The organism is Corynebacterium sp. ACRQK (assembly GCF_022345965.1).
Taxonomy (GTDB): Bacteria; Actinomycetota; Actinomycetes; order Mycobacteriales; family Mycobacteriaceae; genus Corynebacterium.
Genome location: NZ_JAKRMU010000001.1, coordinates 388695 through 403480 on the forward strand (window position 1 = coordinate 388695; position 14786 = coordinate 403480).

The 14786-nt window shown below is 61.5% G+C and carries 15 protein-coding genes, 1 tRNA gene and 1 pseudogene; 13 read left to right on the plus strand and 4 right to left on the minus strand.

Features of this window, described 5'->3' with window-relative positions; all coding sequences use genetic code 11:
• Window positions 1–79: 79 nt before the first annotated feature.
• Together MHX63_RS10385 and MHX63_RS01795 are read left to right on the plus strand one after the other, a co-directional pair.
• Window positions 80–214, plus strand: coding sequence for a hypothetical protein (locus tag MHX63_RS10385; protein WP_255710136.1), 135 nt, complete (start codon window positions 80–82; stop codon window positions 212–214).
• Between the two features lie 60 nt (window positions 215–274).
• Window positions 275–457 (plus strand): hypothetical protein, encoded by a 183-nt coding sequence (locus MHX63_RS01795; protein ID WP_239386983.1) that lies wholly within the window; start codon window positions 275–277, stop codon window positions 455–457.
• Here the strand turns inward: MHX63_RS01795 and MHX63_RS01800 are convergent.
• Window positions 442–591 (minus strand): hypothetical protein, encoded by a 150-nt coding sequence (locus MHX63_RS01800; RefSeq protein WP_239386984.1) that lies wholly within the window; start codon window positions 589–591, stop codon window positions 442–444. The genes MHX63_RS01795 and MHX63_RS01800 overlap by 16 nt on opposite strands.
• A 183-nt stretch (window positions 592–774) precedes the next feature.
• Here MHX63_RS01800 and MHX63_RS01805 point away from each other — a divergent pair, with 183 nt between their 5' ends.
• From MHX63_RS01805 to MHX63_RS01820, 5 genes and pseudogenes are all read left to right on the plus strand, one after another.
• Window positions 775–1539, plus strand: a complete 765-nt coding sequence (locus MHX63_RS01805; protein WP_239386985.1) for a phage antirepressor KilAC domain-containing protein — start codon at window positions 775–777, stop codon at window positions 1537–1539.
• Window positions 1536–1667 carry a hypothetical protein gene (locus MHX63_RS10390; RefSeq protein WP_255710137.1) on the plus strand — a complete coding sequence of 44 codons (132 nt, stop codon included), beginning with the start codon at window positions 1536–1538 and terminating at the stop codon, window positions 1665–1667. Before MHX63_RS01805 ends, MHX63_RS10390 begins: the two co-directional genes overlap by 4 nt.
• A 15-nt stretch (window positions 1668–1682) precedes the next feature.
• Window positions 1683–1979: pseudogene (locus tag MHX63_RS01810) on the plus strand (DUF4406 domain-containing protein); the annotation flags it as partial.
• Window positions 1976–2338 carry a hypothetical protein gene (locus MHX63_RS01815; protein WP_239386987.1) on the plus strand — a complete coding sequence of 121 codons (363 nt, stop codon included), beginning with the start codon at window positions 1976–1978 and terminating at the stop codon, window positions 2336–2338. The pseudogene MHX63_RS01810 and the gene MHX63_RS01815, both read left to right, overlap by 4 nt.
• Before the next feature lie 190 nt (window positions 2339–2528).
• On the plus strand, window positions 2529–3620 hold the full coding sequence (locus MHX63_RS01820) for a Xaa-Pro peptidase family protein (RefSeq protein WP_239386988.1): 1092 nt from the start codon (window positions 2529–2531) through the stop codon (window positions 3618–3620).
• A gap of 22 nt (window positions 3621–3642) precedes the next feature.
• On the opposite strand, the gene MHX63_RS01825 is transcribed toward MHX63_RS01820, so the two are convergent.
• From MHX63_RS01825 to MHX63_RS01835, 3 genes are all read right to left on the minus strand, one after another.
• Complete coding sequence (locus MHX63_RS01825) at window positions 3643–5172, minus strand: peptide MFS transporter (protein ID WP_239386989.1); 1530 nt, start codon at window positions 5170–5172, stop codon at window positions 3643–3645.
• 166 nt (window positions 5173–5338) lie between these two features.
• A tRNA-Glu gene (locus MHX63_RS01830) sits at window positions 5339–5411 on the minus strand.
• A gap of 122 nt (window positions 5412–5533) precedes the next feature.
• Complete coding sequence (locus MHX63_RS01835) at window positions 5534–6139, minus strand: HD domain-containing protein (protein WP_239386990.1); 606 nt, start codon at window positions 6137–6139, stop codon at window positions 5534–5536.
• A gap of 170 nt (window positions 6140–6309) precedes the next feature.
• Between MHX63_RS01835 and MHX63_RS01840 the strand changes: the two genes are divergently transcribed.
• The 6 genes from MHX63_RS01840 to kdpC all read left to right on the plus strand — a co-directional run bounded on the left by MHX63_RS01840 (window position 6310) and on the right by kdpC (window position 14711).
• A complete protein-coding gene (locus MHX63_RS01840) occupies window positions 6310–7479 on the plus strand; it encodes a YihY/virulence factor BrkB family protein (protein ID WP_239386991.1) in 1170 nt (389 codons plus the stop codon).
• Window positions 7480–7535: 56 nt separating this feature from the next.
• A complete protein-coding gene (gene malP / locus MHX63_RS01845; RefSeq protein ID WP_239386992.1) occupies window positions 7536–9914 on the plus strand; it encodes a maltodextrin phosphorylase MalP in 2379 nt (792 codons plus the stop codon).
• A gap of 196 nt (window positions 9915–10110) precedes the next feature.
• Window positions 10111–10203, plus strand: a complete 93-nt coding sequence (gene kdpF / locus MHX63_RS01850) for a K(+)-transporting ATPase subunit F (RefSeq protein WP_034964313.1) — start codon at window positions 10111–10113, stop codon at window positions 10201–10203.
• The gene (gene kdpA, locus MHX63_RS01855; protein WP_239386993.1) at window positions 10200–11852 is read left to right on the plus strand and encodes a potassium-transporting ATPase subunit KdpA; all 1653 of its coding nucleotides are present in this window, start codon (window positions 10200–10202) and stop codon (window positions 11850–11852) included. The genes kdpF and kdpA overlap by 4 nt, the downstream gene beginning before the upstream one ends.
• Window positions 11849–14065: a potassium-transporting ATPase subunit KdpB gene (kdpB, locus tag MHX63_RS01860; RefSeq protein WP_255710138.1), complete on the plus strand. Its 2217-nt coding sequence runs from the start codon at window positions 11849–11851 to the stop codon at window positions 14063–14065. Before kdpA ends, kdpB begins: the two co-directional genes overlap by 4 nt.
• Before the next feature lie 52 nt (window positions 14066–14117).
• On the plus strand, window positions 14118–14711 hold the full coding sequence (kdpC, locus tag MHX63_RS01865; RefSeq protein WP_239386994.1) for a K(+)-transporting ATPase subunit C: 594 nt from the start codon (window positions 14118–14120) through the stop codon (window positions 14709–14711).
• Window positions 14712–14786 lie beyond the last annotated feature (75 nt).

Here is a 14786-nt window from a genome sequence, read left to right on the forward strand (position 1 = left end):
CGCCGCCGTCATCGAGGCCATCTCTACCCGCCAGCCGACCAGTGTTGGTGCGCTGACCTTCACCGTGGAGTCCAGAATCATGTTCATCCGCCTACCCTCCGGACGTCGCCTGGACTACGTCAAACCCAAGCTGGGCGAAAACAGGTTCTGTGGCACCAGCATCACCCACGAGAGCATCACGACGGGTCGCAAATGGGGACAATTGGAAACCTAAGGTGGGAAACTCACCGAGAACATCGTCCAAGCCGTCGCCCGAGATCTGCTCACGTTCGGCATGCACCAGGTCGATCGCGCTGGGCATCGGATTGTCATGCACGTCCATGACGAGATCGTGGTGGAGACCGCCACGGCCACCGTGGACGAGATTTGCGAGCTGATGGCCACCGTGCCCGACTGGGCAGCAGGGTTGCCGCTAGCAGCAGACGGGTACTCGTGCGATTTCTACATGAAGGACTGAGCCAGATACTCACGCACCAGCTCGTAGAGCTCCTGGGCCTGTGGGCGCGGGTCGCAGCGCAGCTGGTAGCTCCACTCGAAGACCATCTCCTCATCCATCAGCTCCAGCACCTGCATCACGGTCGCTTTATCCATAGCGGCGAGTCTGCGTGCCAGGTGGCTTGGTTGTCGGCTGGGTAAACCCGGCCGTCCAGAGCTGCTTCGCGTCTGGTGTCCGGATTCTTACATGCTCAGGGGCGTATGCGTGAGAGCCCGACGCGGCCGCACCCGTGGCTTGCTGGAATTCACGTCAATCCTGGCTCTTAGAAGGAGCCAGACATGGCTACGAGAGATCTTCAGGTATTCACCAACGATGCCTTTGGAACGATCCGAACTGTCGAGCATGAGGACAAGGTGTATTTCTGTGGCCGTGATGTGGCCACCGCCTTGGGCTACAAGGATCCGACCAACGCGATCAAACAACACTGCAAGGGGGTGGCGATTCACCACCCCCTTGAAACCGCTGGTGGCGTGCAGGACACCCGGTTCATCACCGAAGGTGACCTGTACCGGCTCATCTTCTCTTCCAAGCTCCCCGCAGCCCAGGACTTCGAAGCCTGGGTTGTCAACAAGGTCCTCCCCACGATCCGCCGCCATGGCGTCTACGCCATCGACGAACTGTTGGACAACGACGAGTTCCTCGAGCACGCCATCATCCAACTGCGCTCCGAGCGGGCCAAGCGACTGGCAGCCGAGCAAGCCCTGCTCGAGGCCGCCCCGAAGGTCTCCTACTACGACGTGGTGCTCCAGTCGGACTCGCTGCTGACCATCACGGAGATCGCCAAGGACTACGGCCTGTCAGCGAAGAAGCTGAACTTGCTGCTGCACGACGCCGGGGTGCAGTTCAGGCAATCCGGCCGCTGGTTCCTCTACGCCCGCTTCGCCGAGCAGGGCTACACGCAGTCCAAGACCCACGAATACGACGAAGGCAAGACCCGCACACACATGTACTGGACCCAAAAGGGTCGCTTGTTCGTCTACGACTTGCTGAAGAACCAGTTCGGCTTGCTGCCGGTCATCGAGCAGGACGGCGGTGCGGCATGACGACGACTGGTCTCACCACCGACCTGGGTTTCTCGCCCCACAACACGGAGGGCTACCCGGACCCCACCGCATTCACAGCGCTGAAGAATCTCCAGCGCTCTGGCTTCGGCTACCGGCCCGTGGTCTAATTCTGCTCCCCGTACTCCGGTGACATCGAGAACAACGTAGAGCTGGCTCGCGCCTTGTGTGCTCACGCAGTGTTCCGGCACAAGATCCCGCTCGCACCACACCTGTTGTTCCCGCAGTTCATGGACAACACCGACTCGAGCGACCGTGAGCTGGCGATGTTCTTCAACCGAATTCTTCTTAGCAAGTGCGAGGCAATCTGGGTCTACACGGCCCGTGTCTCAGCAGGGATGCGCGCCGAGCTCGAATGGGCCCATCACCTCGAGCTACCGATTACCTATTTCGACGCCGACTTTGAGGAGGTCACCCTATGAAGGCGATAGCGATGTTCACCGCGCAGGTGGCAGGCCAGCAAAACAACGCCCACTACCCACACCCGCACACCGTGACCACGGCAGCCGACCTCGAAGCGGTCGCCAGGTTGGATCATGTGGTTGCCGAGTACGTGGGTGGCAGGCGCTCGGCCGGCAGTTTCGTGGCCTCGAACTGCCTGGTCATTGACGTGGACAACCCCCACAGCGAGGAACAGGCCAAATGGGTTACCCCAGCATCGCTGACTTTGCGGCTGGCGGGTGTGGCGTTGATGACCGCCCCTCCCGCAACCGCCAGAGGCCGAATGGTGCCCAGTCGGCCAGACCCCGCTTTCACGCCTACTTCCCAATTGACCCCGTAGCCGATGCTGAAGCCTATGCGGGACTGAAGAAGCAGCTTGCTGCCAGGTTTGAGTTTATCGACCCCAACGCGATCGACGCAGGCCGCTTCATCTACGGCTACGATGACCCGAGTATCACCGTGGTCGAGGGTGAACGCCCCACCAACGACCCCACCGCTCCCTCAAACCCCAGGCGCGTACCCTGGTGGCCATGAGCGAATTCTTCCCAACCGAAACGTTTAGCAAGCGTCTCTCAACCGTCCGCGACATCGCCGCACAGGCGGGCCTGGACGGCGTGATCGCCACCCCTGGCCCGGACATGGAGTACCTGATCTCGTCGAAGATCAGCACCCACGAGCGGTTCACGGCTCTGGTTCTTACTAAGGACGCCACCCGCATCATCGTCCCCGGCGTGGATGTCGCAGACCTGAAGAAGTCCGTGGCGGGCAAGCTCGGTGTGGAGATCATCGGGTGGAACGACGGCGAAGACCCCTACGGCTACATCACCGAAGGCTCCTACGCCGTCAGCGCTGCCATGACTGCCGACCACCTGCTGGAACTGCAATCCCGCGGCATTTCCACTGTGAATGCCACCCAGGTGCTCGCCCAGGCGTTCATCCGCAAGGACGACGAAGAGCTTGCAGAGCTCCGCCGCGCAAGTGCCGCCATCGACGAAGTTCACCGCCAGGTCCCGAACCTGCTGCGCGCAGACGTGACCGAAAACGACGTGGCCAAGGAACTGGAACGCCTGATCCTCGAAGAACATGAGGTCGTGGACTTCATCATCGTCGGCTCCGGTCCGCACGGCGCCGACCCACACCACGATTACTCCGACCGTGTGATCGAGTCCGGCGACGTGGTTGTTGTCGACATCGGCGGCACCCTGGCCAGCGGCTACCACTCGGACTGCACCCGCACCTACGTCGTCGGCGAGCCCACCGACGAGCAGCAGAAGATCTACGACGTGCTGCAGCGCGCTCAGGAGGCCGGGCTGGAGTTCGCCAAGCCCGGTGTCACGGCAGGCGAAGTGGACAAGGTCGTCCGCGACATCATTGAGGAAGCCGGCTACGGCGAATACTTCATCCACCGAACCGGCCACGGCATCGGGCTTTCCTGCCACGAGGAGCCGTACATCATCGTCGGCAACGACTTTGTGATTGAAGAAGGCATGGCCTTCTCTATTGAACCCGGCATCTACATCCCCGGTCAGTGGGGCGCACGTATCGAAGACATTGTGATCGTGGCGTCAGAAAAGGTAGAGCCCATCAACACAACACCCCACGAGCTAGTGCGCGTGGGGTGAGAGGGGGAAACCTAGTTGGAAGTTAGTGGACGTCCACGAACTTCTTAACGATCCACTTCCGTGCCAAGAGGATCAACGCGCCGAGGGCAATCATGACCGCGAACATCGCCAGGAAGTAGGTGCGCTCCGCGGAGGCATCCTCCGGGTTGTAGAAGCCCGCCAGGCTGCCCGAAAGAGCAGTACCCAGGCTGATGGATAGCAGCCACAGGCCGAACATACGGGTGGGGAACGCCTTCGGCGCCAAACGGGTGGCCATGGAGTTACCCACCGGGCTGAGCATCAGCTCGCCCATCGTGAACAGGAACAGAATCAGCACCATCACCCACATCGGCGTGGAGTTCGCGCCACCACCGGCGAACGGGATGAACAGCAGCAGCGCCACGCCGATCAGGCCAAGGGCCATGGAGAACTTCACTGCGTAGGAAGGCTGCTTGTCCCCCAGCTTCGTCCACAAAGCGCCAAACACGGCGGCGAACAAAATAATGAACAGCGGGTTGATGGACTGCACCATGCCCGGAGGAACCTCGATGCCGAACAAGTTGCGGTTCAGGCGCTCGTCGGAGTACAGCGCAATCACGGTGAACTGCTGCTGGAACAGCGACCAGAACGCGACGGATGCCACGAACATGGGGACAAAACCAACGAGGCGGGAACGTTCAATATCCGTGGTCAGAGGGGAACGGTACATCTGAATCCACAAGACGATGGCGATAACCGCGGCGAGCAGAGCCGCAATGTTGGACAGCTGCGCTACCTTCAGCACGCCCGTGACGAACAGCAGAACGAAAGCAGCCACCGCTACAACAGCACCGAGGAAGACCGGGAGGTACTTCTTGTGCGGTAGCGGGTTCACAACATCGTGACCCGCATCGCGGATGGTCTGCTTACGCAAAGCGGTGTACTGGATCAAGCCGATAGCCATCATCACGGCGGCGGCACCGAAGCCCCAGTGGAAACCCTTCCAGCCCCACAGCGCGTTGGTGATCAGCGGGCCGAGCAGGCCACCGATGTTCACACCCATGTAGTAGATAGAGAAGCCACCGTCGCGACGGGGATCATCATGCGAGTACAGAGAACCGAGGACCACCTGGGAAGTCGTCTTCAGAGCACCGGAGCCAACGGCGATGAACACCAGACCGAGGGTCACACCGACATAGCCCGGCAATAGCGCCAAGCTGATGTGGCCCAACATCACTAGCACTGCGGAGTAGAACAGCGTGCGTTCCGCAGAGAGGATGCGGTCGGCCACCCAGGCGCCCGCCACGCCGGTCAGGTACACCAGGCCACCGTAGGCACCGACGATAGAGAGGGCGGTGGACTTTTCCATCCCCAGACCACCGTCAGCAACGGTGTAGTACAGGTAGTACGCCAGCAGCGCCTGGAGGCCGTAGAAGCTGAAGCGCTCCCACATCTCCACGCCGGAGAGGTTAGCTAGGCCGAAGGGGTGGCCGAAGAGAGTCCGTTCGTTCTGGTGCGCGCTAGAAGAATGCGCGGTTGCTGTGGAGGCTCCATCTGGTGCGGGAGAATCCTCCGGGTTTGCTTGAGAAGTCATTCGTTAATTCCATCACACCCATTGCGGATTAACGAAGCTATTCGCTGAGCTTTCTGTAGATTGGTGGGATTTGGCGGCTAGCTCAGGCACAGTGGCAGACCAAGTAGGGCAGACCAAGTAGCAAGAAAAGAAAAAGCACGGCCCGCAAGCCGTGCTAGAAGATTTGTACCCCGTACGGGATTTGAACCCGTGTTACCGGCGTGAGAGGCCGGCGTCCTAGGCCGCTAGACGAACGGGGCGCGTGCGCCACATGATCGGCGCGCGTGCTTTTGCAAGCAGCAAGAAAGAACTCTACACAGTAGTTCCTTTTCCCACCTAATCCGCAGGTGGCGTGGTTTTTTCAGCCACGCCGGAGCAACACCTACAGCGCACGCAGTTCCGCGACCTTCTCTTCCAGCGCCGCGACCAACGGGTTGTCCGGAATCCGATTGGCCGCCACCTCGCTCACCGCGCCGTACCACCACTGCTGCTTGTCCTTACCGGAGTTGAAACGACCCCACAGCTCGTCGCCGATCTCGGAATGGTCGGCCAGGATCGAAAGCAAGTTGTGCAGCTTGTCAGCCACAGAAACGATCACGGAGCCCTCATCGGCGCCGGAAAGGTGCGCCAGGTAAGCATCGGAGCGTTCCTGCCAGTCAGTGATGCTGTCGTCCTTCGTCACCCCCAGCACCAGCTCCACTACGCGGTCGCCGAAATCCTCCCGCATCTGCGCCTCGGAATACTCCTCCGGCACGTCCTCCAGGACGTCGTGGAACAGCGCAGCAATGAGCACGTCCTCGTCGTCCGTGACCGTGCTGGCCAGGTGCATCACGCCGAAGATGTGAGAAACATACGGAATGTCAGTGCCCTTACGGGTGTGGTTACGGTGCGCGTACGCCGCCACGTTGATGGCGCTCAGCAGTCGCGGCGAGGTCGCCACATCCAGCAGCTGCGCACCCACTTCTGCGCGAGTCGTTGCGTCAGTCATCGTCTACCTTCTTTCCAATCAGCCCGGCACTTCCCGGGAACACTCATGACTATAGGGAGGCACTCGGACACCCCCCTCGCCCGGCGCGTTTCCCTGTTCGATTTCTTTGTGACGCCACCACGCCGCGGCCTGCCACAAAATCACCTATCACCAGGTATCTTCAATAGCTGATGAGTGTTGAAGATTCCCCGGACGAGCATACCGCCGACGAACGCATCGTTCCCACCCTCGGTGGGCAGGTGGCCCCGGAGCTTCCTTCCGGGACGTATCACACAGAGGTCGTGCGGGAGCACCGCTGGCTCGACTCCTCCACGTGGAAGGTGATCGCCAAGCGCCTCTACTTTGAGATCTTCTTCAACGCACTATTCGACAAGGGTGCCACGCTGAGTTTCTTCACCCTGCTCACCGGGCTGCCAACCTTACTGGCCTTTTACGCAATCACGACGCTGGTGCTCGACCAGAACCGCGACCAGGTCACGGCCCTCACCGACGAGTTCATCGCGGAGAACATCCCCGATAACTTCCAAAGCAATGCACAGACCGTGGTCAACACGGTCATCGGCTCCACGGAGCAGTCCATCACCATGTTGGTGATCAGCGTGCTGTTCGCCCTGTTCTCTTCTTCCGCATACGTCCGCGCGTTTTCACGTATGGCCAACGAAATGTACGGGCGGCGCGAAGGTCGCAGCCTCGTCAGAACCTGGGCGGCCATGTGGGGAATCACCTTGGTTTTGGTAATCGGACTGGTCTTCATCGCAGGCGCCTACTTCCTGCGCGAAGACATCGCCCGGCCGCTGCTGGACAAGATCACCGAGCCCCTTAACTGGCAGGGCTTCACTACTTTCGTCCTGGAGCACTTCCTGCCGATCTGGCAATACGTCCGCTGGCCGGTAATCTTCTTGGTCGCGGTGGTACTCATCGCCATCCTCTACAACGGCGCCCCCAACGTGCGCTTCGGGCGCATCCGCTGGCTGACGGTCGGTTCCGTGTTCGCACTAATCAGCATCACCATCGTGGGCCTGATACTGCAGGTTTATCTAAAGAACTTCGGTGCCGTGGGCCTCTACGGCGCGCTGGGAGGCATCATCGTCGGCCTCACCGGCTTGGTGATCAGCAACTCCCTGCTACTCCTCGGCGTAAAGCTGGATGCAGAGATAGCCCGCACGCGCGAGCTGCAAGCCGGCATGAATTCCGAGCACATCATCCAGGTACCACCCCGCTCCTCCGCTGCAGTGGAGGGCTTCAGCCAACTCCACGATCGCATCGAGGAACAGGCCTCGCAGCTGCGAAACGAATCGGCGTCAAAAGAACAGCCCAAAGAACAATCCGAAGAACCTTAACCCCCGCCCCTCGCCCGACCAGCGAGTTCCCCACCAGCACCATAGAATCAGTACCTATGAGCCACGAACTGAACTCCACCACCGTAGGCGGCCACGTCCGCGCCGCCGCCGGCACCAGCCCCGAGCACGCTTCCACCCGCAAGTTCTGGGCAGGCCTGTCCCGCAACATCCAAGAACGCATCGCCGACGATTGGGAACGCACCCGCCAAACCTACAATGCCACCCGCCAGCAGCACTACTTCTCCGCGGAGTTCCTCATGGGCCGCGCGCTGCTGAATAACCTCACCAATTTAGGCCTGGTGGAAGAAGCCCAGGCCGCTGCCCGCGAGCTCAGCCACGAGCTCACCGACGTCCTGGAAGTGGAAAACGATGCTGCCCTGGGCAACGGTGGCCTGGGTCGCCTGGCCGCCTGCTTCCTGGATTCCGCCGTCACGCAGGATTACCCCGTCACCGGCTACGGCATCCTCTACCGCTATGGCCTGTTCCGCCAGACCTTCGACAACGGCTTCCAGGTCGAGCGCCCGGACCCGTGGCGCGAGGAGGAATACCCCTTCACCATCCGCCGCGCCTCCGATCAACTGGTTGTGCACTTCGATGATATGAAGGTCCGCGCGATCCCCTACGACATGCCCATCACCGGCTACGGCACCCACAACGTGGGCACCCTGCGCCTGTGGAAGGCCGAGCCGTGGGAGGAGTTCGACTACGACGCTTTCAACTCCCAGCGCTTCACCGAGGCCATTATCGAGCGCGAGCGCGTCAGCGACATCTGCCGTGTGCTCTACCCGAACGACACAACCTACGAGGGCAAGAAGCTGCGCGTGCGCCAGCAGTACTTCTTCACCTCCGCCTCCCTGCAGGCGATGATCCGCAGCCATCTGGCCCACCACGGGCACCTGAGTAACTTCGCGGAATACCACTCCGTGCAGCTGAACGATACCCACCCGGTGCTGGCTATCCCGGAGCTCATGCGCCTGCTGATGGACGAGCACGGCATGGGCTGGGAGGAAGCCTGGGAGATCGTCTCCAACACCTTCGCCTACACCAACCACACTGTCCTCACCGAAGCCCTGGAGCAGTGGGATCAGCAGATCTTCCAGCAGCTGTTCTGGCGTGTCTGGGAGATCATCGCCGAGATCGACCGTCGCTTCCGCATCGAACGCTCGGCGGAGGGTATTGATGGCGTCACCATCCAGAGAATGGCCCCGATCCAACACGGCGTGGTGCACATGGCGTGGATCGCCTGCTACGCCGCGTACTCCATCAACGGCGTGGCCGCGCTGCACACGGAGATCATCAAGCGCGATACTCTCGGCGATTGGCACGCGCTGTGGCCGGAGAAGTTCAACAACAAGACCAACGGTGTTACGCCGCGCCGCTGGCTGCGGATGATTAACCCTCGCCTGTCTGCGCTGCTTACTCGTCTTTCGGGTGGTGACGCCTGGGTCACCGACCTCGACAACCTCAAGGAACTGCGCAGCTACGCCTCCGACGAGAGCGTCATGCAGGAGCTCCGTGAGATCAAGGCTGCCAACAAGCACGACTTCGCCGAGTGGATCGCCGAGCGCCAGGGTGTGGTGATCGACCCAGATTCCATCTTCGACGTGCAGATCAAGCGCCTGCACGAGTACAAGCGCCAGCTGCTGAATGCCCTGTATGTGCTGGAACTGTACTTCCGTATCAAGGAGGATCACCAGCGCGACCTGCCTCCGCGCACCGTCATCTTCGGTGCGAAGGCAGCGCCGGGCTACACGCGGGCGAAGGCCATCATCAAGCTGATCAACGCGATCGCGGATCTGGTGAACAACGATCCGGTGGTTTCCCCGCTGTTGAAGGTCGTGTTCGTGGAGAACTACAACGTCTCCCCCGCCGAGCACATCCTGCCGGCCTCCGATGTTTCGGAGCAAATCTCGACCGCGGGCAAGGAGGCCTCCGGCACCTCCAATATGAAGTTCATGATGAACGGCGCGCTGACGCTGGGCACCATGGACGGCGCGAACGTGGAGATCGTGGATTCCGTTGGCGAAGAGAACGCCTACATCTTCGGCGCCCGCGAGGAGGAGCTGCCGGAGCTGCGCGCGGACTACAAGCCCTACGAGCTGTACGAATCCGTGCCCGGCCTGAAGCGCGCCCTGGACGCGCTGGATAACGGCACCCTGCACGACGAGTTCACCGGCTGGTTCTACGACCTAAAGCAATCACTGATCCACGGCTACGGCGAGGGCGCCTCCGATACCTACTACGTGCTGGGCGACTTCGCGGACTACCGCGAGGTGCGCGACCGCATGGCCGCCGACTACGCCGCAGACCCACTGGCCTGGGCGCAGAAGGCGTGGGTGAACATTTGCGAATCCGGGCGTTTCTCCTCCGACCGCACGATCCGCGACTACGCCACGGAGGTCTGGAAGTTGGAGCCCGCGCCGATTGACGAATAATCCTCGACCTGTACCAGCGCAGGTTGGGGCGTCAAAAGAAGGTGTAAAACAGGGGCGTTAAGAAACCGTAAAGAGTCATTAGCACGGGGCACCACCGGTGTTGTTATATCTACATGCTTTATGACTTTTTAATGGTTGCAGTAACCTGCGCGCTGTTCGGCGCAATGGGTGCCGCCTTGAAGGCGGTGGACAAGCTATGAGCTGGGAACTGATCGTCGGTGGGATCCTCGGGATCCTGGCCATCATCTACCTTTTGGTTGCCCTGTTGAACCCGGAGAAGTTCTCATGAGCGGGGCCATCACAGGGTGGATCCCTGTCATCATGGTCATCATTGCCCTGGCGGCCTGCTACATGCCGCTGGGCAACTACATGGCCGCCACGTTCACATCCAAGAAGCACAATGCTTTTGAACGTGGCTTCTACCGCCTGATTGGTGTAAACCCCGACGGCCAGCAAAAGTGGACCCGCTACTGCGCGAGCCTGCTGGCGTTTTCCGCCATCAGCGTAGTGTTCGTCTACCTACTGCAGCGCGTGCAGCAGGCGCTGCCCCTGAACCACGGCAAGGAGCCCGTGCACTGGGACCAGGCGTGGAACACCGCCGTATCCTTCACGACTAACACCAACTGGCAGTCCTACTCCGGTGAGACGGCCATGACCATCCTCACCCAGATGGCGGGCCTTGCGGTACAGAACTTCGTGTCCGCCGCGGTGGGCATTACCGTGGCCATCGCGCTGATTCGTGGCCTGGCCAACCGCATGGGCAATGGCCAGATCGGAAACTTCTGGGTCGACCTGACCCGTGCGGTCTTCCGCGTCCTGCTGCCGATGGCGATCATCGGCGCGATCCTGCTGATCTCTCAGGGTGCGATCCAGAACTTCCACGCTCCGACTACCGTGGACACGATCACGGGTGGCCAGCAGACCATCCCGGGTGGCGCGGTGGCCTCGCAGGAGGTCATCAAGGAGCTGGGCACCAACGGCGGTGGCTACTTCAACGCCAACTCCGCCCACCCGTTTGAGAACCCGAACGCGTGGACCAACATGCTGGAGATCTTCCTCATCCTGGTGATTCCGGTCAGCCTGACGCGTACCTTCGGCAAGATGGTGAACGACACCCGCCAGGGTTGGGCTGTGCTGGCCGCCATGGCCGTGCTGTACTTCTCTTCCCTGGCAGTCGTGATGTCCAGCGAAACCTCCCTGGCTGCGTTCCAGGGCGGTGGCATGGAAGGCAAGGAGTACCGTCTGGGCGTGCTTCCTTCCTCCTTCTTCGCCGTCACCACGACGATGACGTCGACGGGTGCGGTGGACTCTTTCCACTCCAGCTACCACCCGTTGGCAGGCGGCATGCTGATTCTGGACATGATGCTGGGCGAGATCTCCCCTGGTGGCGTGGGCACTGGCCTGTACGGCATGCTCATGATCGCCCTGCTCAGCGTATTTGTCGCGGGTCTGATGGTCGGCCGCACCCCGGAGTACCTCGGCAAGCGCATCGGCGTTTCCGAAATCACGAAGGTCAGCCTGTACATCCTGGTCATGCCGACGTTGGTGCTGGCAGGCGTGGGTATTTCCACCATGCTGTCTTCTACCCGCGACTCGGTTTCTGCCGACGGTCCGCACGGCTTCAGCGACATTGTTTACGCCTACACCTCGGCCTCTAACAACAATGGTTCCGCGTTCGCCGGCTTTGGTGCAGACACCCCGTGGTTCAACATCACCCTGGGTCTGTGCATGTTGCTGGGGCGCTTCCTACCAATCATCTTCGCGCTGGCACTAGCCGGAAGCTTCGCTAAGCAAAAGCCGGCTGCCGAAACCGCCGGCACTCTACCCACCCACCGCCCGCAATTCGTGGGAGTGATGGTCGGTATCGCCATCATCGTTGGCGCCCTGACATTCCTGCCCACCCTGGTCCTCGGCCCATTGACGGAGGCACTGTCATGACAACCCTAAATGCTCCTTCGCGCTCCGAAGCGAAGCGTGCGACGGCTCCGGCCAAGCACGATAAAAAGAAAAACGAGGGCGCTTTTTCCGCAGCCCAACTAAAGCAGGCTTTGCCACTGGCGCTGAAAAAGATGGATCCGCGCCTGCTGTACAAAACACCAGTGATGTTCCTGGTGGAGGTCGGCGCGCTGTTCACCTTTGTTTTGGCGATCGCGCATCCTTCCCTGTTCACCTGGTCCATCACCGTGTGGCTGTGGCTGACCGTACTGTTCGCCACCTTGGCCGAGTCTGTGGCCGAGGGGCGCGGTAAAGCGCAGGCGGACGCCCTGCGTGCCACCCGCACCCAGTCGAATGCTCTCAAGTTCACCGGCTCCGACGTGAACGATCCCCACCTGGCACCGGCGTTGGAGAACTCCGGTGCGGGCATGCGAGAGGTTACCGAGGAAGTCTCCAGCGAGTCCCTTCTGCCAGGAGACATCGTGCTGGTCAGCGCCGGTAACGTGATTCCCGCCGACGGCGACGTCATCATGGGCGCCGCCAGCGTCGACGAGTCCGCTGTTACCGGCGAATCCGCACCCGTTATCCGTGAATCCGGCGGTGACCGCTCCGCCGTCACGGGTGGTACCCGTGTGCTCTCCGATGCAATTGCTATCCGTGTAACCAGCAAGCCGGGCGAGTCCTTTATGGACCGCATGATCGGCCTGGTCGAGGGAGCGGAGCGTAAGAAGACCCCGAACGAGTTGGCCTTGGGCACCCTGCTGATCGTGCTGACGATCATCTTCATGATCGTAGTGCTGGCTCTGGCCCCGATGGCTGCGTTCAACGGCGCCGAGCAGTCCCCCGTGGTACTGGTCGCCCTGCTTGTCTGCCTGATCCCCACCACCATCGGCGCGCTCCTGTCCGCCATTGGCATCGCGGGCATGGACCGCCTGGTGCAGCACAACGTCCTAGCCATGTCCGGCCGCGCCGTCGAGGCCGCGGGTGACGTAGCCACCCTGCTGCTGGACAAGACGGGCACCATCACCATCGGTGACCGCCAGGCCAGCGAGTTCGTCGCCATGGAAGGCATCAACCAGGAAGAACTCGTCTACGCCTGTCAGCTATCTTCCCTGGCCGACGAGACCCCGGAGGGCCGCTCCATCGTGCAGCTCGCCGAGAAGCAGTCCGGTCTGGCCATCCCGGAAGAGACCTTCCGCGACGCAGAGTTCATCCCCTTCACCGCGCAGACCCGTATGAGTGGCATCCAGCTGCCCGCCGGCGCCGGAGAGCACACGGAGTGGTCCACAGGCCACCAAGCTGCGCACCGCAAGATCGTCAAGGGCGCAGCCTCCGAAGTTGCGAAGCTCGTGACGAACCTTGGCGGAGACGTCCCGCCGTCCATCACCGACGTGGTCAACGACATCTCCAACAGCGGTGGCACCGCACTGGTCGTGGCAGAAATCGCCCTGGACTCCCAGGGTGAAGACGTCACCGGCCGAGTGTTGGGCGTCATCCACCTCAAAGACGTAGTCAAGCCGGGCATGACAGAGCGCTTCGAGCAGCTACGCAAGATGGGCATCCGCACCGTCATGGTCACCGGCGATAACGCCCTGACAGCGAAGGCCATCGCTGCCGAGGCGGGCGTGGACGACGTCCTCGCGGAGGCAACCCCGGAGCAGAAGCTGGAGCTGATTCGCAAGGAACAGGCCAAGGGTCGCCTCGTGGCCATGACTGGCGACGGAACCAACGACGCTCCCGCCCTGGCCCAGGCCGACGTGGGCGTGGCGATGAACACCGGCACCACCGCGGCTAAGGAGGCCGGCAACATGGTGGATCTGGATTCCGACCCGACCAAGCTCATCGACGTTGTGGCCATCGGTAAGCAGCTGCTGATCACCCGCGGTGCGCTGACCACCTTCAGTATCGCCAACGATATTGCGAAATACTTCGCCATCATCCCGGCGATGTTTGTCGTTGCCTTCCCCGGCCTGTCCGCGTTGAACGTCATGCGTCTACACTCCCCCGAGTCCGCGATCCTGTCCGCCGTGATCTTTAACGCGCTGGTGATTATCGCACTGATCCCGCTGGCCTTGAAGGGCGTGAAGTATCGCGCGGGTTCCGCAGCCTCCCTGCTATCGCGAAACCTGACCATCTTCGGCCTCGGTGGTGTGATCGTGCCGTTCATCGGCATCAAGATCATCGACCTGATTATCTCCGGAGTCTTCGGACTCTAACCCTGCGGGTCTGCTTTTGCCGACCCCTTTTGAAAGGAAACACAGTAATCCCATGGCACGCGCAACATCTGGCAATGGCCTGCGTCTGGCCTCTACAACAGTGCGCATCTTCTTCCTGCTCACCCTGATCCTGGGCATCGTTTACCCTGCGTTCATGGTGGGTGTGGGGCGGATTATGCCCGCCAAGGCGGACGGTTCGATGATCACCAATGCGTCAGGCCAGCCCGCCGGTTCCACCCTTATCGCCCAGGAAGTCACAAAGCCGGGCTTCTTCTTCCCGCGCCCTTCTGCTGCTGGAGATACTGGTTATGACGCCATGTCGTCCTCCGCCACCAACCTGTCCCCCTACAGCAAGGAGTACCAGGAGGCCATCGCCTCCAAGCGCGACGAGGTTGCCCAGCGCGAGGGTGTCTCCCCCGACGAGGTTCCGGTGGACGCCGTGACGTCCTCCGGTTCCGGCCTGGATCCGCACATTTCCACCGCCTATGCGAAGCTGCAGGCTCCGCGTGTGGCGAAGGAGCGCAAACTGGACCAGCAGAAAGTGGAGCAGCTGGTAGCGGAGGCCACCGAGGGCAACTACACCGGTAGTGCCGACGGTGCGCCGGTGAACGTGGTGAAGCTGAACAAGGCGCTGAGTGAGCTGTAACGGGCGAGCTGTAACAGGCGAGCTGTAGCGAGGCTGTAGCGGACGCGGACACGTGCCCGCAAAACCCAGGCGCGG

What these genes read in the sequence shown, in the direction of transcription:
- MHX63_RS10385 (WP_255710136.1), top strand. Translation starts at nt 80, where the DNA reads ATGTTCATCCGCCTACCCTCCGGACGTCGCCTGGACTACGTCAAACCC.
- MHX63_RS01795 (WP_239386983.1), top strand. Translation starts at nt 275, where the DNA reads ATGCACCAGGTCGATCGCGCTGGGCATCGGATTGTCATGCACGTCCAT.
- MHX63_RS01800 (WP_239386984.1), bottom strand. Translation starts at nt 591, where the DNA reads ATGGATAAAGCGACCGTGATGCAGGTGCTGGAGCTGATGGATGAGGAG.
- MHX63_RS01805 (WP_239386985.1), top strand. Translation starts at nt 775, where the DNA reads ATGGCTACGAGAGATCTTCAGGTATTCACCAACGATGCCTTTGGAACG.
- MHX63_RS10390 (WP_255710137.1), top strand. Translation starts at nt 1,536, where the DNA reads ATGACGACGACTGGTCTCACCACCGACCTGGGTTTCTCGCCCCACAAC.
- MHX63_RS01815 (WP_239386987.1), top strand. Translation starts at nt 1,976, where the DNA reads ATGAAGGCGATAGCGATGTTCACCGCGCAGGTGGCAGGCCAGCAAAAC.
- MHX63_RS01820 (WP_239386988.1), top strand. Translation starts at nt 2,529, where the DNA reads ATGAGCGAATTCTTCCCAACCGAAACGTTTAGCAAGCGTCTCTCAACC.
- MHX63_RS01825 (WP_239386989.1), bottom strand. Translation starts at nt 5,172, where the DNA reads ATGACTTCTCAAGCAAACCCGGAGGATTCTCCCGCACCAGATGGAGCC.
- MHX63_RS01835 (WP_239386990.1), bottom strand. Translation starts at nt 6,139, where the DNA reads ATGACTGACGCAACGACTCGCGCAGAAGTGGGTGCGCAGCTGCTGGAT.
- MHX63_RS01840 (WP_239386991.1), top strand. Translation starts at nt 6,310, where the DNA reads ATGAGTGTTGAAGATTCCCCGGACGAGCATACCGCCGACGAACGCATC.
- malP (WP_239386992.1), top strand. Translation starts at nt 7,536, where the DNA reads ATGAGCCACGAACTGAACTCCACCACCGTAGGCGGCCACGTCCGCGCC.
- kdpF (WP_034964313.1), top strand. Translation starts at nt 10,111, where the DNA reads ATGAGCTGGGAACTGATCGTCGGTGGGATCCTCGGGATCCTGGCCATC.
- kdpA (WP_239386993.1), top strand. Translation starts at nt 10,200, where the DNA reads ATGAGCGGGGCCATCACAGGGTGGATCCCTGTCATCATGGTCATCATT.
- kdpB (WP_255710138.1), top strand. Translation starts at nt 11,849, where the DNA reads ATGACAACCCTAAATGCTCCTTCGCGCTCCGAAGCGAAGCGTGCGACG.
- kdpC (WP_239386994.1), top strand. Translation starts at nt 14,118, where the DNA reads ATGGCACGCGCAACATCTGGCAATGGCCTGCGTCTGGCCTCTACAACA.